Genomic DNA, 18,085 nt, shown 5'->3' on the forward strand with positions numbered 1-18,085 from the left:
CGTGCGGGGCTGTTCCCGACCCGCAGGTACCGTGAAGACAGGAGCCCGGGTGGTCCCCGCGCGTGCGGGGCTGTTCCCGGGTCGGCGACGCCGTCCGGTTTCGGGGTGCCGGTGGTCCCCGCGCGTGCGGGGCTGTTCCCCAGAGGTGGCGGGCATGAGTTCGACAACCAAAGTGGTCCCCGCGCGTGCGGGGCTGTTCCCGCCCGGCCGGTCGCCGCAGCAGCGGCCGACCAGTGGTCCCCGCGCGTGCGGGGCTGTTCCCACGCGACAGGCAGGAACGTATCTGCGGTACGCGTGGTCCCCGCGCGTGCGGGGCTGTTCCCAACTCGGAGCGTGCGGCCCACCTCGGTACGCGGGTGGTCCCCGCGCGTGCGGGGCTGTTCCCTTCGCGTGGTACGCGTCGTAGCGGGCCTTCAGGTGGTCCCCGCGCGTGCGGGGGTGGTCCCGCTTCCACGCTCTCGTACGGGTTCAGGTCGATGTGGCCCCCGCATACGCGGGGGTGGTCCCCCGATGGGCGAACGCGGCGACGCCGCCAAGTAGTGGTCCCCGTGCCCGCAGAGAGCACGCGTGCGGATCGCCCTTGATGCGGAAACACAGCGGTTCACCTCCGCTCGCGCAGAGAGCATCCCTTCGCGACCTGCAGTGTTAGAAGGGCTCTGCCATTTCGTGATGCGGGGCTTGGTGGTGCATGGGTGCAATGTACCGGGCGTCGGTGACAGGCTCCGGTTCGGTGGTACGTGCTCTTCGCGCACGAGAGGGTGGCTCTCACCCCGGCGCTGCAATTCGGTGGCCCCCACCCGCATCCGGCGCCCCGCACTGCCAGGCCGGGATCTGGGCATTCGGGCGACCGCTGGCTGGTGACGGCATCGGAAGCACGGTCTGCCCGCTGTGTCACGAGTCCACCCCGGCAGCGGGGCGACCGGGCATGTCGTAGGTGACTCCGTGGTGGGCGGCGGTCCACGCGGCCAGCCCCGGCATCTCTGCGGCCATCTGCGCCCGCAGCCGTGCGGTCTCCTCCGCTTCTGCGGCGGAATCCACCACGTCAGGCTCCGGGCGCGCCAGCGGGTCCCTGCCGGGTCGGACGACCGTGTCCTGCCCGGCAGGGGCGGCCGCAGCCGCGCGGGTCCGGGCGGCGCCGGCCGCGTACGCCGCGGACCGTTCCTGGATCTCCGGTGCCACGGCCGGCCCCTGGGCGCGGGCGGTGAGCCAGACGGTGGCGCGCCGGGCCAGGAGATGCTCGGCGGCGCGACGTCGCGCGCTCACCGGCCGGTGGCGACGGCCATCAGGACGAAGGCGGCGACAGCGAACAGGGTTCGTGCCCTGTGCAAAGCGTTCCACCGTCCTTCGAACGCCGTGCGGGCGGCCTGCTCGTCGCCCCGGCCCCGCGAGGACTCCAGAGCATCGTTCAGCGGGACGTTGCCACCCGAGGTGATCAGGTGCCCCACGAGCGCGCAGACCGCGGCAATGCCCACGAGCATTCCGTCGCTTCCCTCACGCCCATCCGGGGCGACGAACCAGGAGAGGGCCGGGAAGACCAGCGACCCGAGAAAGAGCAGGAAGAAGAGCGGCCCGGGTACTTTCCGGTTGATGCCCCGCATGACGAGGGTGAAGGGGGCGTCGTCCACCTCTTTCAGGGCAGGCATGACGCCCGACAAGAAGGCGAACATGTAACCGGCGTAGAGCCCGGTACACACGAGGGCGAGGATCTCGAGGGTCTCCGACATGCTGATCATCATCACCGCCCCTCCCCCGTCTCCGCAGGGCTTGCCGCGGATTGGCGCCGGAGGCCGGCCGCCAGCCCGTCACCGTCTCCCCCGCGCCCAGCCCGAGCACCCTGCGTACGACCGCCTCGCGCGCCCGCACTGGCAGCAGCCGCAAAGACAGCGTCCTGCAGCAGCTGTGGTGGAAGCCGTAGCGCGATGCCGGGTTCTTCGCGGTGATGAGGTGGGGCACGGCCCGGGAGACCCGCTCCATCGGGTGCCGCGCTCGGCGGAGCGGACGGACCTCTTCAGCGCGCGGCAGCGGCTCCTGGTAGACCGCCAGGGAACGTGCCCTGCCAAGCACCGCCTGGGTGCCCTCTGCGCAGGCGGAGGATCCAAGGGGCCGCCGTTCGCCGTTCCGGGCAGTGGGCCGATGAGCTGCGCGTCACGGTGCCGGAGCTGTCTTCAGACCTCGACCGGCTCCAGGTTCCGCAGACCGTCCCGTGAGCCGGGCTTCGCGCCCGAGTCGCCGATCCCGGACTGGCTGCCGCAGCAGTCACAGATGGCGGAGGTCGGCAAGCCGTTCTCCCAGAAGGTGTCGTCATAGCCGCACCTACGGCAGAACTCCTCGGAGCCGACCGGTGCGCCCGACGTCACCTCGGTTTCCGGCATCTTCAGCGCCACTCCCCGGGGATGTTCTGTATCTGTCGCAGAAGAGCCCGTCCTTCAGGCGGCGGTGGGCTCTGCCCAGAGGGCGTCCCGCCCAACCCAGTACCCGCGAGGCTCACAAGCTTCGGCGTGTCCAGCGCAGCTTCGTGCCGACTGCCGGGGTATCGGGAACGAAGTCTGAGCGGCCGGTGTCGGCGCCAAACGCCACGGCCCGGACGCGACCGGTGAGTTCGGACCCCTGGCCGCCCACCGGGCCTGCCAGGCCCACGGCGAGAACGCCGGCGTCCCGCACGACGAGGCGTTCCGTGTGTCTTCGACGGCACCGAGGCGTGAGCTACGAGGGCCCCGAGGCCCTCGCCCGGGCCGAGCGGTTCGCCCAGGACGACCCCGCCAGCGTGCGGCAGGTCTTCACCGCCGTCGACCGCCTCGCCGCCGAGCCGCGGTCCCAGGGCGCGTTCGGCGGCACCGACGTACTGCGCATCTACGTGGGAATCTACCGGGTGCTGTACGAGATCAGTGACCGCCAGGTCCGCGACAGCATCAACCACCTCGGCCGCCTGCGCTGACGCCTCGAACAGGCAACTCTTGAGGGAGAGCCAGGCGTGGTGCCGCCTGTGCGGGCAGGCTGGTCCACAGTGGTGGCCCGTGACCAAGTGCGATCAGTTCAGCCGGGTTTGCGGTCCAGCGGCGTCGTTGAGGGCAGGGGCAGGAGGAAGCGGTGCCGAAGAGATCTGTCGGGCCGTCCGGGCAGGCTCACAGAGAAAGCAATATGCCCGATATGCGGGTTTCTGGGAAAGTGAGTAAAACCAGTACCCGGCACGGAAAAGGGCCAGGTCAGCTCCTGTGGTCCCCGCACCCGCGGGGGTGGCCGCTCGATCAAAACAGCGTTGTAGCTGTTCGGGCTGTGGTCCCCGCACCCGCGGGGGTGGCCGCCGCATCCGCCCCGGCACGCCGCAGCTCTCCTTGTGGTCCCCGCACCCGCGGGGGTGGCCGCGCGGCGTCGTAGGCGTCGGTAAGGCGGTGCTCGTGGTCCCCGCACCCGCGGGGGTGGCCGCCGCACCGCGCGCCTGTACATCCATCTGGATCCGTGGTCCCCGCACCCGCGGGGGTGGCCGCGGTGACCTGCTTGCCCTTGGTGCTCTGGATCTGTGGTCCCCGCACCCGCGGGGGTGGCCGCGCGCCGCCCGCCGGCTGGCGGATGCCGCGCACGTGGTCCCCGCACCCGCGGGGGTGGCCGCGCACTGTGCTGTGCATTGGATTGGACTCCGTCGTGGTCCCCGCACCCGCGGGGGTGGCCGCAGGGGCGTTGTGTACGGCTGGTTCGGGCGTGTGTGGTCCCCGCACCCGCGGGGGTGGCCGCCCGGCCGGCGGGCTGAAGGACATCAAGGTCATGTGGTCCCCGCACCCGCGGGGGTGGCCGCCATGCGGACTTCCTTTGCCGTGCGGCGAGACAGTGGTCCCCGCACCCGCGGGGGTGGCCGCACCCCGAGCTCGCCGACGCCCGAGGAGTCGAGGTGGTCCCCGCACCCGCGGGGGTGGCCGCTTCGCGACCGCCGCACCCTGGGGCGTAAATCGGTGGTCCCCGCACCCGCGGGGGTGGCCGCGGCTGCCTGGACCGAGATCCAGGCCGGGGCGCGTGGTCCCCGCACCCGCGGGGGTGGCCGCTGGCGGTTGGTGACCTGATCACCGACGGCAAGGTGGTCCCCGCACCCGCGGGGGTGGCCGCGTCGGACAGTTCCCCGGACGCGGTCCAGATGGGTGGTCCCCGCACCCGCGGGGGTGGCCTCACCGAGCTGGCCCTGTACTACCGGGCCAAGGGGTGGTCCCCGCACCCGCGGGGGTGGCCCCGGGTAAGACGGAGAGGCTGCCGACTCCGGCCATACGGGCCGGCCGACGTCGGCGTCGTAGCTGACGGCCGCGGCGTGCCTCCCCGCTCGTCCCCGGCGCGACGGGCGCACGCCGATGAGCCTGCGCGCAGCAATCGCACGCGGATCACCGAGCGGCCTGGGGCCTCCCGGTTGCCGGTGCTTGCCTTGCTCTTCCCGGGACCTGTTCAAGAGGTGGGCGGCTCAGAAGTCCGGCCAGTCGTCCGAGATCACGATGCGGGCGATGTAGATGGCGGGGCTGTCCGCGTCCGGCTCGGTATCGCCGACGTGATACTCGGCGATACCGATGTCCCGGGCCAGTGGCGCCGAGTACCAGCCCGGCCGGCCCGGAACGGGCTGGGCCAGAGCCGGGACGGGCGCGGCGCGAAGTTCACACGCTCGCCGATATAGCCGGGCTCAGCAGCGGCAGAACGGCGGGCGAGAGCCGGATACGGTCCTCGCCGTCCTGCTACCGGGGCTGGGGATGTCATCGCTCACCGGTGCTCGTCTCGCGGTCGGCGGTGTCCTGGCGCAGCGCGGCGCTGGCCGCGTGTCCGGGGCGGTGCCGGCCTCGATGTCCGCCCGGACGTCGTCCGGCAGCGGGTCGGCGTACAGGCGGGCCCGCAGCCACCAGCGGCGCAGCACGCCCAGCAGCTCGGTCTCGTCGGCCTCGCCCATCTCCCGGTAAAACTCCATGCGGTCGGCCGACGGTAGGGCCGCGGCCACCGCGTTCTGGGGGCGGGACAGCGGCGGCGGCCCGCCGTCGCCGTGGTGTACGGGCTGTGCGCTCATGGACTCATCCTTCCGACGGTGTCGAGTCTGCCGCGCCGGGCCCGGCCGGAGCGAGTGATGACACGACCCCGTGGATCCGGTCGGCACGAAACCCTGACACCGCACACCTTGAGCCTGTCGGCCGTCCCGGTGACCACATCCGGTCGGCGGGTTCTGCCGTGCGGTACTACCCGGCGTCCGGTGAACTGGAAGGGCCCCTCAGTGGCGTGTCTGCACGGATGTCGTTTGGACCGGCACACGCCAGGTTGCGGCACACCAGCGGCCTGGGCCCGTGAAGGTCTGCTGTGCCAGGAGAAGCCCGGCGCGCCGCCGGCCGCGGGCTGCCCGGCTGGCGGGCGGCTGCTGGTGTGCCGCCGTATCCATGGAGGTTCTCAGATGTGCTCTGCCCGTTTGCTTTCTCGAGCCGGCACCTTGGCCGCCGCCTCGGCCGTATCTCTGGCCTTGGCCGGGCCGCCGGCCAAGGCCGCCTCGGGCATCAACGTCACTGTCAGGGGATCGACGGTGCAGGTCAGCACCTCGGCGTGTCCGCAGGGCGGCAACGCCTCGCTGATCCGGTATCCCCAGGCGAACTTCGCGCAGGGCCGCCAGGCGCAGCTGGCCGGCGGCAGCACCAGCCAGTCCACCTCCTGGACGAATGTCAGACAGGGCAGGTACACGGTGGTCGTGGTCTGCAACGGCGGCAGTACAGCCGGAACGAAGTCGTTCACTGTCGGTCCCCGGGGCGCGGGGGACAACCGATAGGTGTGCTTCCTTCACCTGTGTGCACCCCGGCGGGGTCTGGGAGGAGGGGCCCTGCGCGACGGCCCGCCCCAGCGGTGCGCCTCGTCGGGGCGGGCCTGCCCGTACGGTGCGCAAGCCGGTCAGCAGAGCTGAGCTTGTGTCTCAGGTCCGCGCACGCGTGGTACGGATCGCGCGGGCCTCCACCTCATCGGAAGTCAGCCGATCCAGCTCGGTGAACTGCGGAAGCGAAGTTACGGTCCCTGTCAGGAAGTCGTTGCTCACGGTATCGGCGCCCGCGTCATCACGGCGCTGGCTCATGCACCTCACCGGCCGATTGCCGGGGATGAGGTGCTGAGGGCACGGTCGCTCTGGCCCGTTCGGCACGGGCCCGGCGCAGCGCGGCGGCCTCGGTCGCCGCGGCCTGGCGGCGGCGCTGGAGGCGAACCTGCTCGATCGGGGCCAGCGCAACGTCCGCGACGATGTCGGGCCCGTCACAAGGGCGACCGTGGCGGGCACCCTTGGTTCATTGCCATCGGCCTGGCCGGTTTGCTGCCCGCCCGCGTCTCTTCCAGCACAGCGGGGCTCCGGAGGCCGCGGCCTGGTGTGCGGCTGGTTCGAGGACTATCAGGCCGACCACGGCCGGCCCGAGGTGCTCGGGCTCGGAGCGCTTCGGACGGCCGTCCCCGCGCGTTGCCGGGCAGCCGTACAGTCGGGCTTCGAAGGCGTGAACGCTTCCGCGACATCCTCACGCCGAATCCCGCCCCTGCACCACACCATTGAAAGGTACGGCCTTCGGCCGGTCCGTCTGTGACGCAGCACAGGGCCGGCCGAAGGCCGTCCGCTTAACTGGTGTACAGGTTCAGTACTTCAGGACGATGCACCCGTCCTTGCCGGCCTCTCCTCCAACTCCGACCCTGCCCCACTCATCGCCGCTGGCACCAGCGCCTCCGGTACCGCCGTACCCACCGTCGCCGCTCTTGCCGCAGCCGGCTATGCGCGCTCCAGCGTCGCCGCCCGGGCCTGGGCGGCCGAAAGCGCCGCCGCTTTTGCCGTGCTGACCGTCTGCCCCGGCTCCACCCGGCGAGAGTTCCTTTTCCATTCCGTCGCACCAACTGGAGCCGCCGCCACGGTCCCCTCCGGCACCGCCATGACCCTTGCTGCCACCAGTACCGTCGATACTGCCGACGGCGTTGTAGGCGCCGCCGCCAGCCTGGCCGCCGCCCCCTTCGCTGGCAACGACCAGAGAATCGCCGTCGCTGGTGACCTGGGCCCACTTGCCGCTTGAGCCGTTCTTGCCGTTGGCGCCGCCGGTCCAGCCGCGATGCTCTCCGCCCTCCCCGCGCTCACCGCCGGCAGGCACAGTGAGGGTAAGAGACTGGCCGGGCTCGACGTCGATGTTGCACTTCATCACGGATGCGCCTCCGCCGCTGCCGCCGGCAGCGCCGCCACCTCCTTTGCCAAGGGGCCCGTTTCCTGCCGACCCGAGGTTGTGTCCACCGGCGCCGCCGCCTCCGCCCCCACCGCCGGCGCCGACAGCCTCGACATCGAGATCCCAGACGTCGTCCGGCACGGTGAAGTGATAGGTGCCGGGAGCGGTGTACGGAGGCGGCGCTTTGGCCGGCCCCCGGTTGTCGGCGACAGCAGCAGTCGAACTGCCCAGAGCGACGGAAATAATTCCGGCACTGGCCAAGGCAGCGACGCGTGGGGCCATGCTCCTCTTGCTCATGACTTCTCCTATTTGCCGATGGAGGCTCGCTGGTCTTCACGATGTGAACCAGCTCACTGTGCAATGCAGGCGGCTTATGACGGCCCGCCAGCTCCTTGCTCCACTCCGGCTACCGCGACGACGATCACACAAACACCTTTCACTCGTGTGAGTGATGCGAGGGGAGCGGTTCAGGACACCGTTGAGGCGAGAGTGAACGAGGCCGCCAGGCCCTGCTGCACGACCAGGGGTACGGCGGGTGGGGCAGGCGCTCCCCTCGGTGTCGTCCTCGTCAACACCACCGAGGATCTGTTGGCCGTCGGTAGCGCCGGCCAACCAGTACGGCCAGGCGCCCGACTTCCTGACCAGCGCCAGGGCGGTCTCCGACGCTGTGAGGGGGAGCGGAGCGGCGTGGAATCAGGTGATGGTGTAGGGCCTGGGGTAGCCCATCCGTTCGTAGCGCGCGGTCTCGGCGTCAAGCTGCTCCAGGGCGGCAGCGCGGCCGGGTGCGTCCAGCAGCATGACCACGGTGCAGATCGCGATCGTGTGGGCCTGGCCCAAGGGGGCCAGACCGTCCACCGCTTCGGTCATGACCTGCGGCACGGCACCGCGGCGCCGCAGCGCTGGCTGTCTTCGCTGGTTTTTACGGACAGCTCGGGGCATGTTCTCGCTTTCGGTGCCATGTGCCGACGCTGTGACCTGGACGTCCCTCTTCAGCCTCACGACGTGTCGGCCGACGGCTGTCTCAGAGCGGTGTCATTTCCTCAGACTGTCCAGCAGGCTGCAACGCTGCCCAAGAGCGTCACGAACCTGAATCGGCGGCCATCCGTTCCATCCACTCGCGCACGGTCACTGCTCGCTCGATGCGGCTCACGATGTCCTTCTTGGACGCCGTGTCCAGAGCCTCCGTGATCTTGTCGAAGGTGTCGGGAAGGACGTCGAGTAGACCCCAGATCTGTTCGCCGGTCCTGACGGTCAGCAGTTGCTGGCACCTCCACTGCAGCGGCACCTCGGGGCGGTGCGTGAGCCGCTGCACGAGCGTCGGGAACAGGTAGTGCGTCGCCTCCGCAGCAAGGTGCTCTCGTAGCCAGTCGACCGGGAGCCGCTGGCTGAAGCCATGCATGGCGGCCTCCTGGGCCAGGTCCAGGAGCTGAGCGGTGGCCAGGCTGCCGCCCTCGGATCCGGCGGCGCAGTCCAGGCGGTGCACCAGGCGCCGCCCGTCCCGCGTCTCGTCGACGCGCCAGCGGGTGCGCTTCTCGGGCGGCGGCGGATCGAGGGCGGTGTAGTCCTGGCCCTCGATGGGCTTAACGATCGGATACGGCGCACATCCACCGACGACGTGCGGCTGCTGGATCGGACCGCGCGGCGTGTCCACCCGGCCGGGCAGCGTGAGCTCGTAGTCGTACCACCAGGTGCCGGACCGGTCGCGGCGACGCCGGGTGACCACCGCCCGGACCGTCTGCCCGTCCGGCAACGTCACCGTCACCAAGGGCCCATCACCCCAGTGCGCCGCCGCCTCGTCGTACTCCTCCACACGCCTGACCCTAGGACGCCCGCACAGCCTGCCCGCACGGCCTGCCTGCCCGGGCCGGTACCGGCCCGGCCGCCAGAGCCGGCTCCCTTGCGCTTCATAGGACATCCTGGCCGACGGAAGCCGTCAGCCGCGAGGTACCACCCTGCCAGCGTCTGGCGCTTGCTCCCCACGGAGCCAGGTTGGGGTGAGGCGGCCGTGCGCGCCGGACACCGGCTGGGCGTGACCGGGCCCGACCTGGCCGTGCCGTGGGGATGCGCCATCACCCCGTCGGGTGGTGGCGCACTGGCCGTTCGTCAGCGGTGTTCCGCTGACGTGTCACCGGCGGGTCAGCGGCGTCCCCAGCGTTCGGTGTCGATGGTGTGGCGGTGCTGGTCGCGCAGGGTGGCGACATCGCGCTTGTTGTCCCACATGTGGTCGCGGCGGTTCTGGAAGACGTGCTGGAGGTTGTCGTGGCCGCGGCCGGTGTGCACCCGTACCATCTTGTGGCCGCCCAGGCGCAGGTGGTTGAAGCGGTAGGTCTGGTGGCTGCGCTCGCTGGTCAGGGTCCAGCCCTTGAGGTTGACCGGGCGGTGGCCGGTGTTCTGCACGGTGATCCACTCCCCGTTCAGGCTCCGGTTGGCGCGGGTGTCGCGCCCGGGGCTGTCGGCCTGCACGGCACCGATCACGATGGGCGAGCGGTGCTTGGCCGGGGCGTGCTGAGCGGTGGCCGACGCGGGCAGCGCCATGGTGACGGCCAGCGCGGCCGAGCCGAGGATGGCGGTGGCGAGACGTGGTGCGAAGCGGATCACGGAGACCTCCTGCGAACAGCCCCCGAGACGGGGGCCGGTGATGCCCGGACCGTCGCCGGGCGAGACCCACAGTGAGGCCACCGCCCGCCACCTCGTTGAAAATGTGACTGGTCATTACAGAACACGGACATTTGCACACCAGATCCGCGACCGGCGCGCACGCCCCCGCACCCGGCACCCCGCACGCGCCACTCCCCCCCCGTGCCCGCCGCCCCGCTGACCAGCACAGCAGCACGGCTCCTGGTCGCGCGGGGATGCTCCGCTGTCACGCTCGAGGAGACACCCGCCCCGTTCGCCGCTGGCACCGCAAACACGGGAACATGCGAAAGTGCAGCCATAGCTGCTGCGCTGCCTGCGGAACATGTTCACAGGGGTGCGCCGTTCGGGCCGTTTTCGGGGCACCCACAGTGCTTCCGGATCGTCGGCGAGAGTGTGGTGCCCCGCTGGAGCATCGCCAAGAAGAGGAGTTGCTGTGCTTCCTGGTCACATTCACCGGATGAAGGGCGCCGTCGTGCTGGGCGCCAGCCGCCCCGGCGAGCACGGGCCCTTCGGATCCTGGCCGAACGGCGAAGACCAGCTCGACGACACCCTCCAGGAGGAACCGGACGACGAGCGGTAACCCGCACCTGCGGGAGGGGGGCCCGTGGCAAGGTGCGTTGTTCCGTCCGGCGCCGGCAGGCGATCAGCACAGGGCCCAGTAAGTCCCTCCGGCGACGAGGGGTCCGAGCACGCTACCTACGACGACCTGCGCCGGCGTGTGGTCCTTAAGGCTGATACGTGACCATCCCACGGCGGCGACAAGGGGGGAGAGGACGAGCATCACCTGTCCGTAGGCGAGTGCGAGGACGGCGATGGCACCGGAGGACACCGCGCCGTGGACCGAGACCTTCCACTTCGTGGTGATGGCCAGGATGACGATGAGCGTGGCGAGCATGGCTGCCACCACTGCGATCATCTCCCCCGGCGCGCGGAAGATCATCATGGTCGACATGCCGATGGCTACCGAGGCCATGATGAAAGGTATGACGACCAGCCGGTCCTGGCGTCTGCGGACATGCCGGTCGCCCCAATAGCCGTGGCGTTCACCGAACTTGATGAACAGGAGCGGAACGATTCCCGAGAACAGCCCGGCGAACAGGCCCCAACCGATACCCGCCCATCGGCCGGCATGCCAGCCGATGAGAAGGGTGAGGAGGAGGATCCAGTTCTTCGGTTCCAGGCCGTCGGTCAGCAGCCGCGCGATCCGGGACTCGGTCCGGGATGCGGCCCGGGGCTTAGCCCGTATGCGGGTCTGTGCTGAAGAGGGGTTCACGGGGGCTCCTGGCAGTGAGCGGTGGCGAAGGACTTGGCTGTGGGCGAGTGGTACGCGGCGCGGAGCCGTCGCAGCTCACTGATCACGGCCTTCCAGTTGATGTTATTGGGGCAGTCGTCCGACGGTGTGGGGCCGACTGCGGTCAGCGATCCGCCGGCGAGTGCGGCCGCGCGGGCAGCCCGTAGGGACAATGCCTCGGTCATCACCGTGAGCCGGTCGCCAGTCAGGCCCGCCGCGGCGGCCGCGTGCCGGGCCTGCTGCCGTATCCGGGGGGAGGTGTACGGCGCGAGGGCCATGCGAGCGTCCTGGATCTCGATCACCGTGCGGAGCAGCCGGACCCTCAGTGGCCACGGGGACGGACGGTCCAGGACGATCTCGGGAACGGCCTGCGTCAGAGCAGACCACAGGGGACGGATGCGCCACAGGGCCAGGCGGTCCTGCACGGCCCGTCCCAGCACTGCCGTCGCAGGAACGGAGCTGCCGATGACGATCAGGGCTATGGCGAGGTGACCATGCACTCGATGCCGTAGCCGAGGGCGTCTCCGCCGCCCATGCCCTGGGCGTTGTAGCGGCCGAAGTCCATCCACCGCCCGGCCATCAGCGCACCCCGTCAGGCGCGGTGACCGTGTACTGGACCGGTTCGCCGTCGCGGTCGGAGGTGGAGAGCGGGAGCGGCGGCACGCGTCAGCCGTGCCCGCCGCGGGACCGGCTCGGTCGCGGTGTCGGCGCAGGCCCCTCCCCTGCGCCACGGCGGCCGGAGTCAGGCCGTGGGTGACCCGTCCGGTGCCCTGCGGATGTCTACGTAGGTCCGAACGCGTACGCCCGGCTCGCCGGGCACCCGCCACGGCCGCGACGGGCCACTGGACCACCAGAGCGCGCACAGCGCCTGGGCGGCCGCGGCCGCCGTCTCCTCGTCACCGGCCACATCTACCCCGGCCAGGCCAGGCTGGGTGATGTGCGCCTCGCTGATCGGCTTCATGCCCTCACAGACCGCCCGGCGGGTATGGCGGTTCGCTTCGCGGCGGCAGATCACCCGGACGGGCGGCATACCGTGCGGGTAGGGCGCGCACTACTCGCTTGGCTCGGCCGGCCCCAGGTTCTGCTCCAACACCCGCGCGAGCGTATCCAGCGCGCTCTCGACCTCCAGGTGGTCGACAATTCCGGTGCCGGCCGATAGCGCCCGCCCATCGCGCTCCCATCGGGTGCCCTCCGCCCCGCACGACAGGCGCACCGTGACCTGCGTCCCGTCCGTGCGGTTGAGGATCACCTCGGCGTTCTCGATGAACGGCACCTCGCCCATCGCACGTACGCGCTCTTCAGCCTGCCCGGCCAGCAGGTCCGCCTCGCTCTGCCGCTGAGCCCACAGGGCGTGGGCGGCCTGGCGCAGCGCCACGCCCTGGTAGGCCAGGTCCGCCAGCCGCGGTCCCGCGTCAGCAGCCTCCGGGGGGATCAGGTGGCCAAGCTCTTCCAGGTGGTCCAGCGCGCTGGCCACGGCGAGCACCGCCCGGTCCCGTGGGTCCAGCTCCGTTACCAGGCCGGGCGTGACACATCGGTGCGCTGCCTTCGCCAGAAGGCCCAGCGCCCCGTCCGGCATTCGTGAATCAGTCATTCCCCCGACGCTACCTGGCAGCTTCCTGCGGACGCCCGGGCATCGGCGACGCCACGGCCTGGGCGTCCGTACGGCGTACCGCACCGCGCGGCAGGCTGCTGGCCGCGGTGCACTGGGGTGGGATGAAGCGGCGTCCCGATGCCGGTGCCCGGGTGCGCCCCCGAGAACTCGGGCACCGGCACCCGCACAAGGGGCAGTGCTCCTGATCACCGAGGGCGTCGGCGATGTACCGGTGGTGGGTCATCCGCTGGTACGTAGCGGCAGAAACACAACTGGCGGTGGTCGGGGTGTTGTATGGCGATACTGGTGGTCACGAGCGGGCTCCATGAGATGAGGGGTGCGCAGGCGGTGGTGAGCTAGACGGGGATGCGCCGGCTGCCTGCGGCGTGCTCCCGTTGCACCCGTTGTTCTCCGGCTCCAGGTGTCTCGTCAGACAACGCACGGCACACAGGCTGCTACGTGTCCCGGGTGAAGGGGTCTGTGGGCTCCTCCTTGCTCACGTCCGGATCCTCCTCCGGCCGGTAGCGGCCGACGCCGTTCACCCGCATGACCAACTCGATGCGCTGCCACTCCGCGCACTGGACCTCCACCTCCCGCAAGTGGCTCTCCGCGTCGTAGTCGTCCAGGGCCCGGGCAGCCACCTGCCGCTGCTTCTCCAGCATCTGGTGCGCCTCATGGGCAACGAGTTCGAGCTCCAGGCCGGTGGCCTCCTTCCGAGTCAGCCACCGGTAGAAGGCCACCAGATCATCGCTGAGGACCGTGGGCGTGCCCAACGGGTCCAGCCACCGGATCGGCACACCCGTGTACGCGAGGGTGGCGGGCAGCTTCACGAGCTGGTCGTCCGGGCCGTAGACCACACCCTCGATGCGGTAGTCGCCTTCCGGCAGCCCGAGCGCCCGCGCCTGGCCGTCGGTGAGCGGCAGCCCGACCTTGCTGGTGGTCACCGCCTCGATCCCGTCAACCGTCCGCTCGGCGCGGTGGACCTCGGTGACGGTCAGGTCGAACCGCCGCCCCCGGTGCAGGTGCAGCCGCATGTCCGCGGCGAACGCCTCAGGAGTGCGCGGCACCGGGCCGCGCACGGCAGGCCGGATCCGCTGCGGCACGTTGACGATGTAGGTGGCGCCCGTCCGCACATCCTTCGTCCGCATCACGCCTCTCCCCCGTCGGTGCGCCGGGGTCTGGTCAGGCTTCCGGCTCGGCTTGTCTCCAGACTGCTCCCGACCTTCGTCAGCGTCCACACCCGGAAGAAGCTGGCGACAGGTCTCTGAGGCGCGGCTACCGGTGCCGGACTCCGGTGACGTCTGCCGTTGCCTGGCGGGCGTCTGCCAGTTTCTGCCAGCAACTGGCCAGCAGGCCGTACAGAAGGGTGTCGCTCCATTCACCGGTGTTGATGTTCAAGGTGAACTCGGGACGCCGGCCTTCGAGGACGAAGCCGACGCGTTCCATTCAGGCGGCCCGAGGGGATGTTGCGGGCGTCGCATTCGGTGGGCACCCGATGCAGGCCCCGGACAAAGAGGTGGCCGAGCGCGGCGCGCACGGCTTCGGTGGCGTAGCCCTGGCCGTGCTGGGCCGGGGCGAGGGTGTAGCCGAGGTCGGCCTGCAGGCGGTTGTCGTGGAGGTTGACGCCGAGGTCGCCTGCCAGGCTCCGGTCGGCTTTGAGTTCGATGGCGTACTGGAACCAACCGGGTTGCTCGGGGTCCTGTTCGCTGTAGATGCGGGCCTGGTGGATGGCGGCTTCAGGTGTGAGGGGCGAGGGCCATGCCTGGTAGCGGGCTATGTGCGGGACGTTGCGGTACGCCGCCATGGGGGCCGCGTCCTGGATCCGGAAGCGGCGCAGGACCAGGCGCGGGGTCTCGATCTCGGTCATCGGCGCAGTGTCACACGGCATGGCGGAACTCCACCGTGCTGTCGGAAGGATTCCTGGGTTCCGGTCGCGGCTGCGCGCCGGTGGCTGCCCCGGGAAGGTGGGCTTCGGCAGCTGGCGCCGGGTGCCTGAGCCGCTGCGGCGCAGGCCGCGGGGCAGGGTCTGCGGATCTCCGGTCCCGGCGGGTGCACCTCAGGCTGCGCAGGTCATGGGCTGAAGCGCCGTCTGACCGGCCGGTCGCGGCAGACCGCGCGCGGCACGCTGATCAGAATTCTCTTCCTCCGGCTATCGCGTAGGAAGAGATGTCGGCGCAGCAGACGGGCTTGCCCACCGGGCCTGACCTGCATCAATACGGCTTACCGTCCGAGGCGGCTTCCCACCCTCGGTCCGTGCTTGGGTACCACGATGAAACCCACGATGAACGCAACCGTGGAGCCGCCCATGAAACCAACCCTCGGACCAACTGGTCAGCGGACGGCGGCGCGCTCGTCCAGTTCGGCGCGCAAGACGGCGAAGGCGCGCTGCGCTGCCTGCTGATCGCGCAGCGCTTCCATCCATCCCTCGTGCGCGTCCGGGGCAGGCTGAGAAGACGGGCACGCGCCACGAGCGCGTTGTCGGTACGTGTCGAGCGGAAAGGCGCTGCGCGGGGCTGCGAGCGACTGCCAGAAGTGGTCCTCCGGTTCCCGCAGGCGCCGCGCCTGCCGGGGCGTCTGCGCGGCGGTCTGGGTGCGGCGGGCTGCGAGAGCCCGGCGCAGGCCGGGGCGGAGGTTGGTCTCGTAGTGCTGCCAGGCGGGGGTGTGGGTGCCGTTCAGGGAGCGGAGGAAGGCGGTGTAGCGCTCTGCGCTCTCGTCCGCGGAAGGGGTGGGGGCGGGCTGAGGTGCCGGAGTGTGGGTGAGAAAAAGGTCTCCGGTGTGCTGGCGGCGGTTCAGTTCGTAGTGGAGGTAGGCGATGGGGTTACGGAGGTGTCCGGGGACGCCCCAGGTCCGGAGTTCGGCGGCCAGGTTCTGGGCGGTCCAGCCGGCGTCGAGCAGGGGGCGCAGGGCGTAGGCGAGTTTGCGTGAGCAGGTGCGGTGGAGCCACCAGATTTCGTTCTGGAGCTGCTCGGTGACGGTGATGTTCCGGGCGCAGCGCTGTGGGGTGGTGCGGTGGTGGCTGGGGGTGAGGGGTTTGCGCGTGCGCAAGGTGTAGTTCTTTCCCCCGTCTACCTCCACGTGTCGGTGGTCTGTGGAGACCACCACAGAAGGGGTGCAACGCGGTAGGTGTTCGGCGTGCTTGGCCGCGGCCTTGCGACGGGCGTCGGCGATGGCGCGGTGCCGTCCGTGGGAGGTGACTCTGATGACGCGGGCGTGGTAGCCGTGGCCGGAGAGGCGTCGGCCGTGGGCTGCGTCGTACGCGGGCGGGGCGACGGCCGCGAAGAGGGTGGCGGTGGCGCGGTAGCCGTCGCCCGCCTTCCAGGTGCCTTTCGTACGGAGCACGTTGGTTTTGCTGCCGTGTTCGACGTAGGCGATCAGGCCGAGCTCGCGCAGATGCTTGGCGGCGTACATCACGGTGCGGCGGGAGACGCCGAGGGCGCGGGCGCTGGCATCGGCGGCGAAGACGAAGTGGCCGTTGCGACTGTTGCGCATGCGGGCAGCGAAGAGCTCGGCGAGGCGCAGGGCGGTGGCACCGGCCTGGGGATGGCAACCGCTGTTGATCATGTGGCGGGCGGCGGCGAGGAAGTCCTCGGCGCGGCGCAGCCGGCGGGAGGCGGTGGTGTGGCATTCCTGGTCGCCCGGGCGAGGACGAGCGTGAATTCCGCTCGTGCCTGGCCGGCTTCCGCGCTGTGGTCGCCGCCGGTGGGGCGCTCGGGCATGATGAGAAATGCGCTTTCCTAGCGGGAGTGCAGGCGCTGAAAGGCGTTGGGTGGCCGCGGAGGTGATGTCTCCGCGGCCACTGCCCTTTCAGTGCGGGGTACGGGCTCTGTCCGAGTACGGCGGGGCCGGAGTGACGGTGCCGAGCCTGCCGCCGCGGGGGACCAGAAGAAGGTCATCAATGCGTCCGCGGCCGCCGGTCTGCTGCTGCCAGCCCTCGTAGAGGTGGTGGATGACGGAGCGGGCGATCATCCGGTACTCCTCCGCGCATTGCTCCTGTCCGGCGAGCGCTGTGAGGGGGCGGGTGTGGCAGTACAGGGCGAGCATCTCGGCGATCAGCGGCGTGTGCGGCCGAAATGCTGCAGCCACGTCCTCGCACGCCGGCCGGTGAAGCGGGGCGGGAACGGGGGCAGGGGCCGGCTGGGAAGAGGTGAACCAGAACATGGGCGTCCTTGCCGGTCAGGCCGCGGTGGCGGCAGTCGTGGTGATGGGAGTGAGCCAGATGTCGGTCGGGGTGGCGGAACCGAGTACGGGGGTGACGACGGGCGCGAAGGGGCCCTGGTCGCGCAGTTCGTCGAGAGTGGTGGCGCCGGCCTTGATGCCGGTGGTGGACAGGTGAGGGTCGGCGGCGGCGAGGCTGCGCAGGTCGTTGATGCGGCGCTGGAGCCGCGCGGGCGTGGCGCCGGTCAGGACAAGCAGGATGCGGGGGTACAGGGGGTAGCGGCTGCGCCATGCCGGCTGAGGCCTGGGGTTGGTACGCGCCGTGCGGTTGGCCGGCTGCGGGGTGTAGGCGTGGTAGGCGGCGTAGGCGTGGAGTTTGTGGGCGAGGCGCCCCACGGTCATCTGGGCGCGGTCGACCTCGAGGAAGAAGGTGAGCAGGGTGCGCCGGTCGGCTCCGGTGTGGACGTAGTGCAGGACTGCGTCGGGGATCAGGGACAGCTCTTCGCCGGGGCGGTCGTCGGAGCGGTAGTAGTGGGCGATCTCCGGTGACCAGTCCAGGGGGCCGCATTCGTGGCCGAGGCGGGCGGCATGGGTGACAAAGGCGAGGCCGGTTTCGACGGTGGCCAGGGTGTGCTCCTGCAAGGGGCCGGCGGCGGCCTGCCGGCTCATGCGGTAGGGACGCTTGGCCAGCAGTCCGGTGGCCTCCACAGCTTCGGCGCCGGCCTCGGTCAGCCACCACAGCAGCTCGCTCTGTCCGTGGCGGCGGCGGTTGACGCACTCGACCAGGCCGTCGGCGCGCAGGCTCTGGAGCTGGCGGCGGAGGTATTCAGAGCGGGTGTGCTGGGGGGTGATCAGGCGGTGGAGCTGGCCGGTGGAGACCAGGCGGTGCTGGTAGAGGGCGTTGAGGGCGTGCTGGCCGGTGACACTCGCTCCGGCGGGGACGGGGTGGGGGTAGGGCATGGTGGCTCCTAGCCGAGGTGGGTGTGCTGGTCGTCGCCGGGGCCGCCGGCATCGGGGGCGCCGGGCTCGGGCAGGGTGGGGCGGGCGGTGAACAGCGCGAGGATGTCGTCGTCGAGGGTTTCGAGGGCGTCGAGGATCTCGCCGACCGGACGCCGCCGGGTGGTGGTGTCGATGGCCTGGCGCAGGGCGGGCAGGCCATCGGGGTTGTGGTGGTGGGCGAAGATCTCGTCGACGGGCAGGCCGCGGACGCGGAAGGGCTTGGTGGGGCGGCCGTCG

General features: G+C 70.9%; 21 protein-coding genes, 1 pseudogene and 2 CRISPR repeat arrays (1 of these 24 only partly in view). Of the genes and pseudogenes, 2 read left to right on the plus strand and 20 right to left on the minus strand.

Going from position 1 to position 18,085, the window contains the following annotated elements; translation table 11 throughout:
- A CRISPR array of direct repeats spans positions 1–446; the repeat unit is 29 nt; unit sequence GTGGTCCCCGCGCGTGCGGGGCTGTTCCC; it begins 1,671 nt to the left of the window's first position.
- Positions 447–891: 445 nt separating this feature from the next.
- From ACZ4Z1_RS40470 to ACZ4Z1_RS40480, 3 genes are all read right to left on the minus strand, one after another.
- Positions 892–1,263, minus strand: a complete 372-nt coding sequence (locus ACZ4Z1_RS40470) for a hypothetical protein (RefSeq protein ID WP_468491709.1) — start codon at positions 1,261–1,263, stop codon at positions 892–894.
- The gene (locus ACZ4Z1_RS40475; protein ID WP_468491710.1) at positions 1,260–1,724 is read right to left on the minus strand and encodes an anthrone oxygenase family protein; all 465 of its coding nucleotides are present in this window, start codon (positions 1,722–1,724) and stop codon (positions 1,260–1,262) included. Before ACZ4Z1_RS40475 ends, ACZ4Z1_RS40470 begins: the two co-directional genes overlap by 4 nt.
- 441 nt (positions 1,725–2,165) lie before the next feature.
- Positions 2,166–2,372, minus strand: a complete 207-nt coding sequence (locus ACZ4Z1_RS40480; protein WP_468491711.1) for a hypothetical protein — start codon at positions 2,370–2,372, stop codon at positions 2,166–2,168.
- Between the two features lie 326 nt (positions 2,373–2,698).
- Between ACZ4Z1_RS40480 and ACZ4Z1_RS40485 the strand changes: the two genes are divergently transcribed.
- Positions 2,699–2,935, plus strand: a complete 237-nt coding sequence (locus ACZ4Z1_RS40485) for a type II toxin-antitoxin system RelE family toxin (RefSeq protein ID WP_468491712.1) — start codon at positions 2,699–2,701, stop codon at positions 2,933–2,935.
- Positions 2,936–3,212: 277 nt separating this feature from the next.
- A CRISPR array of direct repeats spans positions 3,213–4,217; the repeat unit is 29 nt; unit sequence GTGGTCCCCGCACCCGCGGGGGTGGCCGC.
- A gap of 434 nt (positions 4,218–4,651) precedes the next feature.
- Here ACZ4Z1_RS40485 and ACZ4Z1_RS40490 read toward each other — a convergent pair.
- From ACZ4Z1_RS40490 to ACZ4Z1_RS40520, 7 genes are all read right to left on the minus strand, one after another.
- Positions 4,652–5,026, minus strand: coding sequence for a hypothetical protein (locus ACZ4Z1_RS40490; protein WP_468491713.1), 375 nt, complete (start codon positions 5,024–5,026; stop codon positions 4,652–4,654).
- A 371-nt stretch (positions 5,027–5,397) separates the two neighbouring features.
- Complete coding sequence (locus ACZ4Z1_RS40495) at positions 5,398–5,700, minus strand: hypothetical protein (protein WP_468491714.1); 303 nt, start codon at positions 5,698–5,700, stop codon at positions 5,398–5,400.
- A 208-nt stretch (positions 5,701–5,908) separates the two neighbouring features.
- Complete coding sequence (locus tag ACZ4Z1_RS40500; protein WP_468491715.1) at positions 5,909–6,064, minus strand: hypothetical protein; 156 nt, start codon at positions 6,062–6,064, stop codon at positions 5,909–5,911.
- A gap of 541 nt (positions 6,065–6,605) precedes the next feature.
- Entirely contained in the window at positions 6,606–7,472 is an 867-nt protein-coding gene (locus ACZ4Z1_RS40505) for a hypothetical protein (RefSeq protein WP_468491716.1), read from the minus strand.
- Between the two features lie 396 nt (positions 7,473–7,868).
- On the minus strand, positions 7,869–8,114 hold the full coding sequence (locus ACZ4Z1_RS40510) for a hypothetical protein (protein ID WP_468491717.1): 246 nt from the start codon (positions 8,112–8,114) through the stop codon (positions 7,869–7,871).
- A gap of 139 nt (positions 8,115–8,253) precedes the next feature.
- The gene (locus ACZ4Z1_RS40515) at positions 8,254–8,574 is read right to left on the minus strand and encodes a hypothetical protein (RefSeq protein WP_468491729.1); all 321 of its coding nucleotides are present in this window, start codon (positions 8,572–8,574) and stop codon (positions 8,254–8,256) included.
- A 737-nt stretch (positions 8,575–9,311) separates the two neighbouring features.
- Complete coding sequence (locus ACZ4Z1_RS40520; RefSeq protein WP_468491718.1) at positions 9,312–9,854, minus strand: lamin tail domain-containing protein; 543 nt, start codon at positions 9,852–9,854, stop codon at positions 9,312–9,314.
- A 415-nt stretch (positions 9,855–10,269) separates the two neighbouring features.
- On the opposite strand from ACZ4Z1_RS40520, the gene ACZ4Z1_RS40525 reads away from it, so the two are divergent.
- Positions 10,270–10,392, plus strand: a complete 123-nt coding sequence (locus ACZ4Z1_RS40525; protein WP_468491719.1) for a hypothetical protein — start codon at positions 10,270–10,272, stop codon at positions 10,390–10,392.
- A 63-nt stretch (positions 10,393–10,455) separates the two neighbouring features.
- Here ACZ4Z1_RS40525 and ACZ4Z1_RS40530 read toward each other — a convergent pair whose 3' ends face one another.
- From ACZ4Z1_RS40530 to ACZ4Z1_RS40575, 10 genes and pseudogenes are all read right to left on the minus strand, one after another.
- Complete coding sequence (locus tag ACZ4Z1_RS40530) at positions 10,456–11,085, minus strand: hypothetical protein (RefSeq protein ID WP_468491720.1); 630 nt, start codon at positions 11,083–11,085, stop codon at positions 10,456–10,458.
- Complete coding sequence (locus tag ACZ4Z1_RS40535) at positions 11,082–11,603, minus strand: DUF6545 domain-containing protein (RefSeq protein WP_468491721.1); 522 nt, start codon at positions 11,601–11,603, stop codon at positions 11,082–11,084. Before ACZ4Z1_RS40535 ends, ACZ4Z1_RS40530 begins: the two co-directional genes overlap by 4 nt.
- 242 nt (positions 11,604–11,845) lie before the next feature.
- A complete protein-coding gene (locus tag ACZ4Z1_RS40540) occupies positions 11,846–12,064 on the minus strand; it encodes a DUF6207 family protein (RefSeq protein WP_468491722.1) in 219 nt (72 codons plus the stop codon).
- Between the two features lie 90 nt (positions 12,065–12,154).
- Positions 12,155–12,694 (minus strand): hypothetical protein, encoded by a 540-nt coding sequence (locus ACZ4Z1_RS40545; RefSeq protein ID WP_468491723.1) that lies wholly within the window; start codon positions 12,692–12,694, stop codon positions 12,155–12,157.
- Positions 12,695–13,149: 455 nt separating this feature from the next.
- Positions 13,150–13,842 carry a hypothetical protein gene (locus ACZ4Z1_RS40550; protein WP_468491724.1) on the minus strand — a complete coding sequence of 231 codons (693 nt, stop codon included), beginning with the start codon at positions 13,840–13,842 and terminating at the stop codon, positions 13,150–13,152.
- Positions 13,843–14,072: 230 nt separating this feature from the next.
- Positions 14,073–14,561, minus strand: a complete 489-nt coding sequence (locus ACZ4Z1_RS40555) for a GNAT family N-acetyltransferase (RefSeq protein WP_468491725.1) — start codon at positions 14,559–14,561, stop codon at positions 14,073–14,075.
- Positions 14,562–15,025: 464 nt separating this feature from the next.
- Positions 15,026–16,183: a hypothetical protein gene (locus ACZ4Z1_RS40560; protein ID WP_468491726.1), complete on the minus strand. Its 1,158-nt coding sequence runs from the start codon at positions 16,181–16,183 to the stop codon at positions 15,026–15,028.
- A gap of 315 nt (positions 16,184–16,498) precedes the next feature.
- The gene (locus ACZ4Z1_RS40565; protein ID WP_468491727.1) at positions 16,499–16,777 is read right to left on the minus strand and encodes a hypothetical protein; all 279 of its coding nucleotides are present in this window, start codon (positions 16,775–16,777) and stop codon (positions 16,499–16,501) included.
- 90 nt (positions 16,778–16,867) lie between these two features.
- Positions 16,868–17,809 (minus strand): replication-relaxation family protein, encoded by a 942-nt coding sequence (locus ACZ4Z1_RS40570; RefSeq protein ID WP_468491728.1) that lies wholly within the window; start codon positions 17,807–17,809, stop codon positions 16,868–16,870.
- Between the two features lie 8 nt (positions 17,810–17,817).
- Positions 17,818–18,085, minus strand: a pseudogene (locus ACZ4Z1_RS40575) (hypothetical protein); the annotation flags it as partial.

Source organism: Streptomyces sp. NPDC030165 (assembly GCF_055573595.1).

Coding starts and splice junctions, on each gene's coding strand:
- ACZ4Z1_RS40475 (WP_468491710.1), bottom strand. CDS start 1,724: ATGTCGGAGACCCTCGAGATCCTCGCCCTCGTGTGTACCGGGCTCTAC.
- ACZ4Z1_RS40480 (WP_468491711.1), bottom strand. CDS start 2,372: ATGCCGGAAACCGAGGTGACGTCGGGCGCACCGGTCGGCTCCGAGGAG.
- ACZ4Z1_RS40490 (WP_468491713.1), bottom strand. CDS start 5,026: ATGAGCGCACAGCCCGTACACCACGGCGACGGCGGGCCGCCGCCGCTG.
- ACZ4Z1_RS40500 (WP_468491715.1), bottom strand. CDS start 6,064: ATGAGCCAGCGCCGTGATGACGCGGGCGCCGATACCGTGAGCAACGAC.
- ACZ4Z1_RS40505 (WP_468491716.1), bottom strand. CDS start 7,472: ATGAGCAAGAGGAGCATGGCCCCACGCGTCGCTGCCTTGGCCAGTGCC.
- ACZ4Z1_RS40510 (WP_468491717.1), bottom strand. CDS start 8,114: ATGCCCCGAGCTGTCCGTAAAAACCAGCGAAGACAGCCAGCGCTGCGG.
- ACZ4Z1_RS40515 (WP_468491729.1), bottom strand. CDS start 8,574: ATGCATGGCTTCAGCCAGCGGCTCCCGGTCGACTGGCTACGAGAGCAC.
- ACZ4Z1_RS40525 (WP_468491719.1), top strand. CDS start 10,270: ATGAAGGGCGCCGTCGTGCTGGGCGCCAGCCGCCCCGGCGAGCACGGG.
- ACZ4Z1_RS40540 (WP_468491722.1), bottom strand. CDS start 12,064: ATGAAGCCGATCAGCGAGGCGCACATCACCCAGCCTGGCCTGGCCGGG.
- ACZ4Z1_RS40545 (WP_468491723.1), bottom strand. CDS start 12,694: ATGACTGATTCACGAATGCCGGACGGGGCGCTGGGCCTTCTGGCGAAG.
- ACZ4Z1_RS40550 (WP_468491724.1), bottom strand. CDS start 13,842: ATGCGGACGAAGGATGTGCGGACGGGCGCCACCTACATCGTCAACGTG.
- ACZ4Z1_RS40555 (WP_468491725.1), bottom strand. CDS start 14,561: ATGACCGAGATCGAGACCCCGCGCCTGGTCCTGCGCCGCTTCCGGATC.
- ACZ4Z1_RS40560 (WP_468491726.1), bottom strand. CDS start 16,183: ATGCGCAACAGTCGCAACGGCCACTTCGTCTTCGCCGCCGATGCCAGC.
- ACZ4Z1_RS40570 (WP_468491728.1), bottom strand. CDS start 17,809: ATGCCCTACCCCCACCCCGTCCCCGCCGGAGCGAGTGTCACCGGCCAG.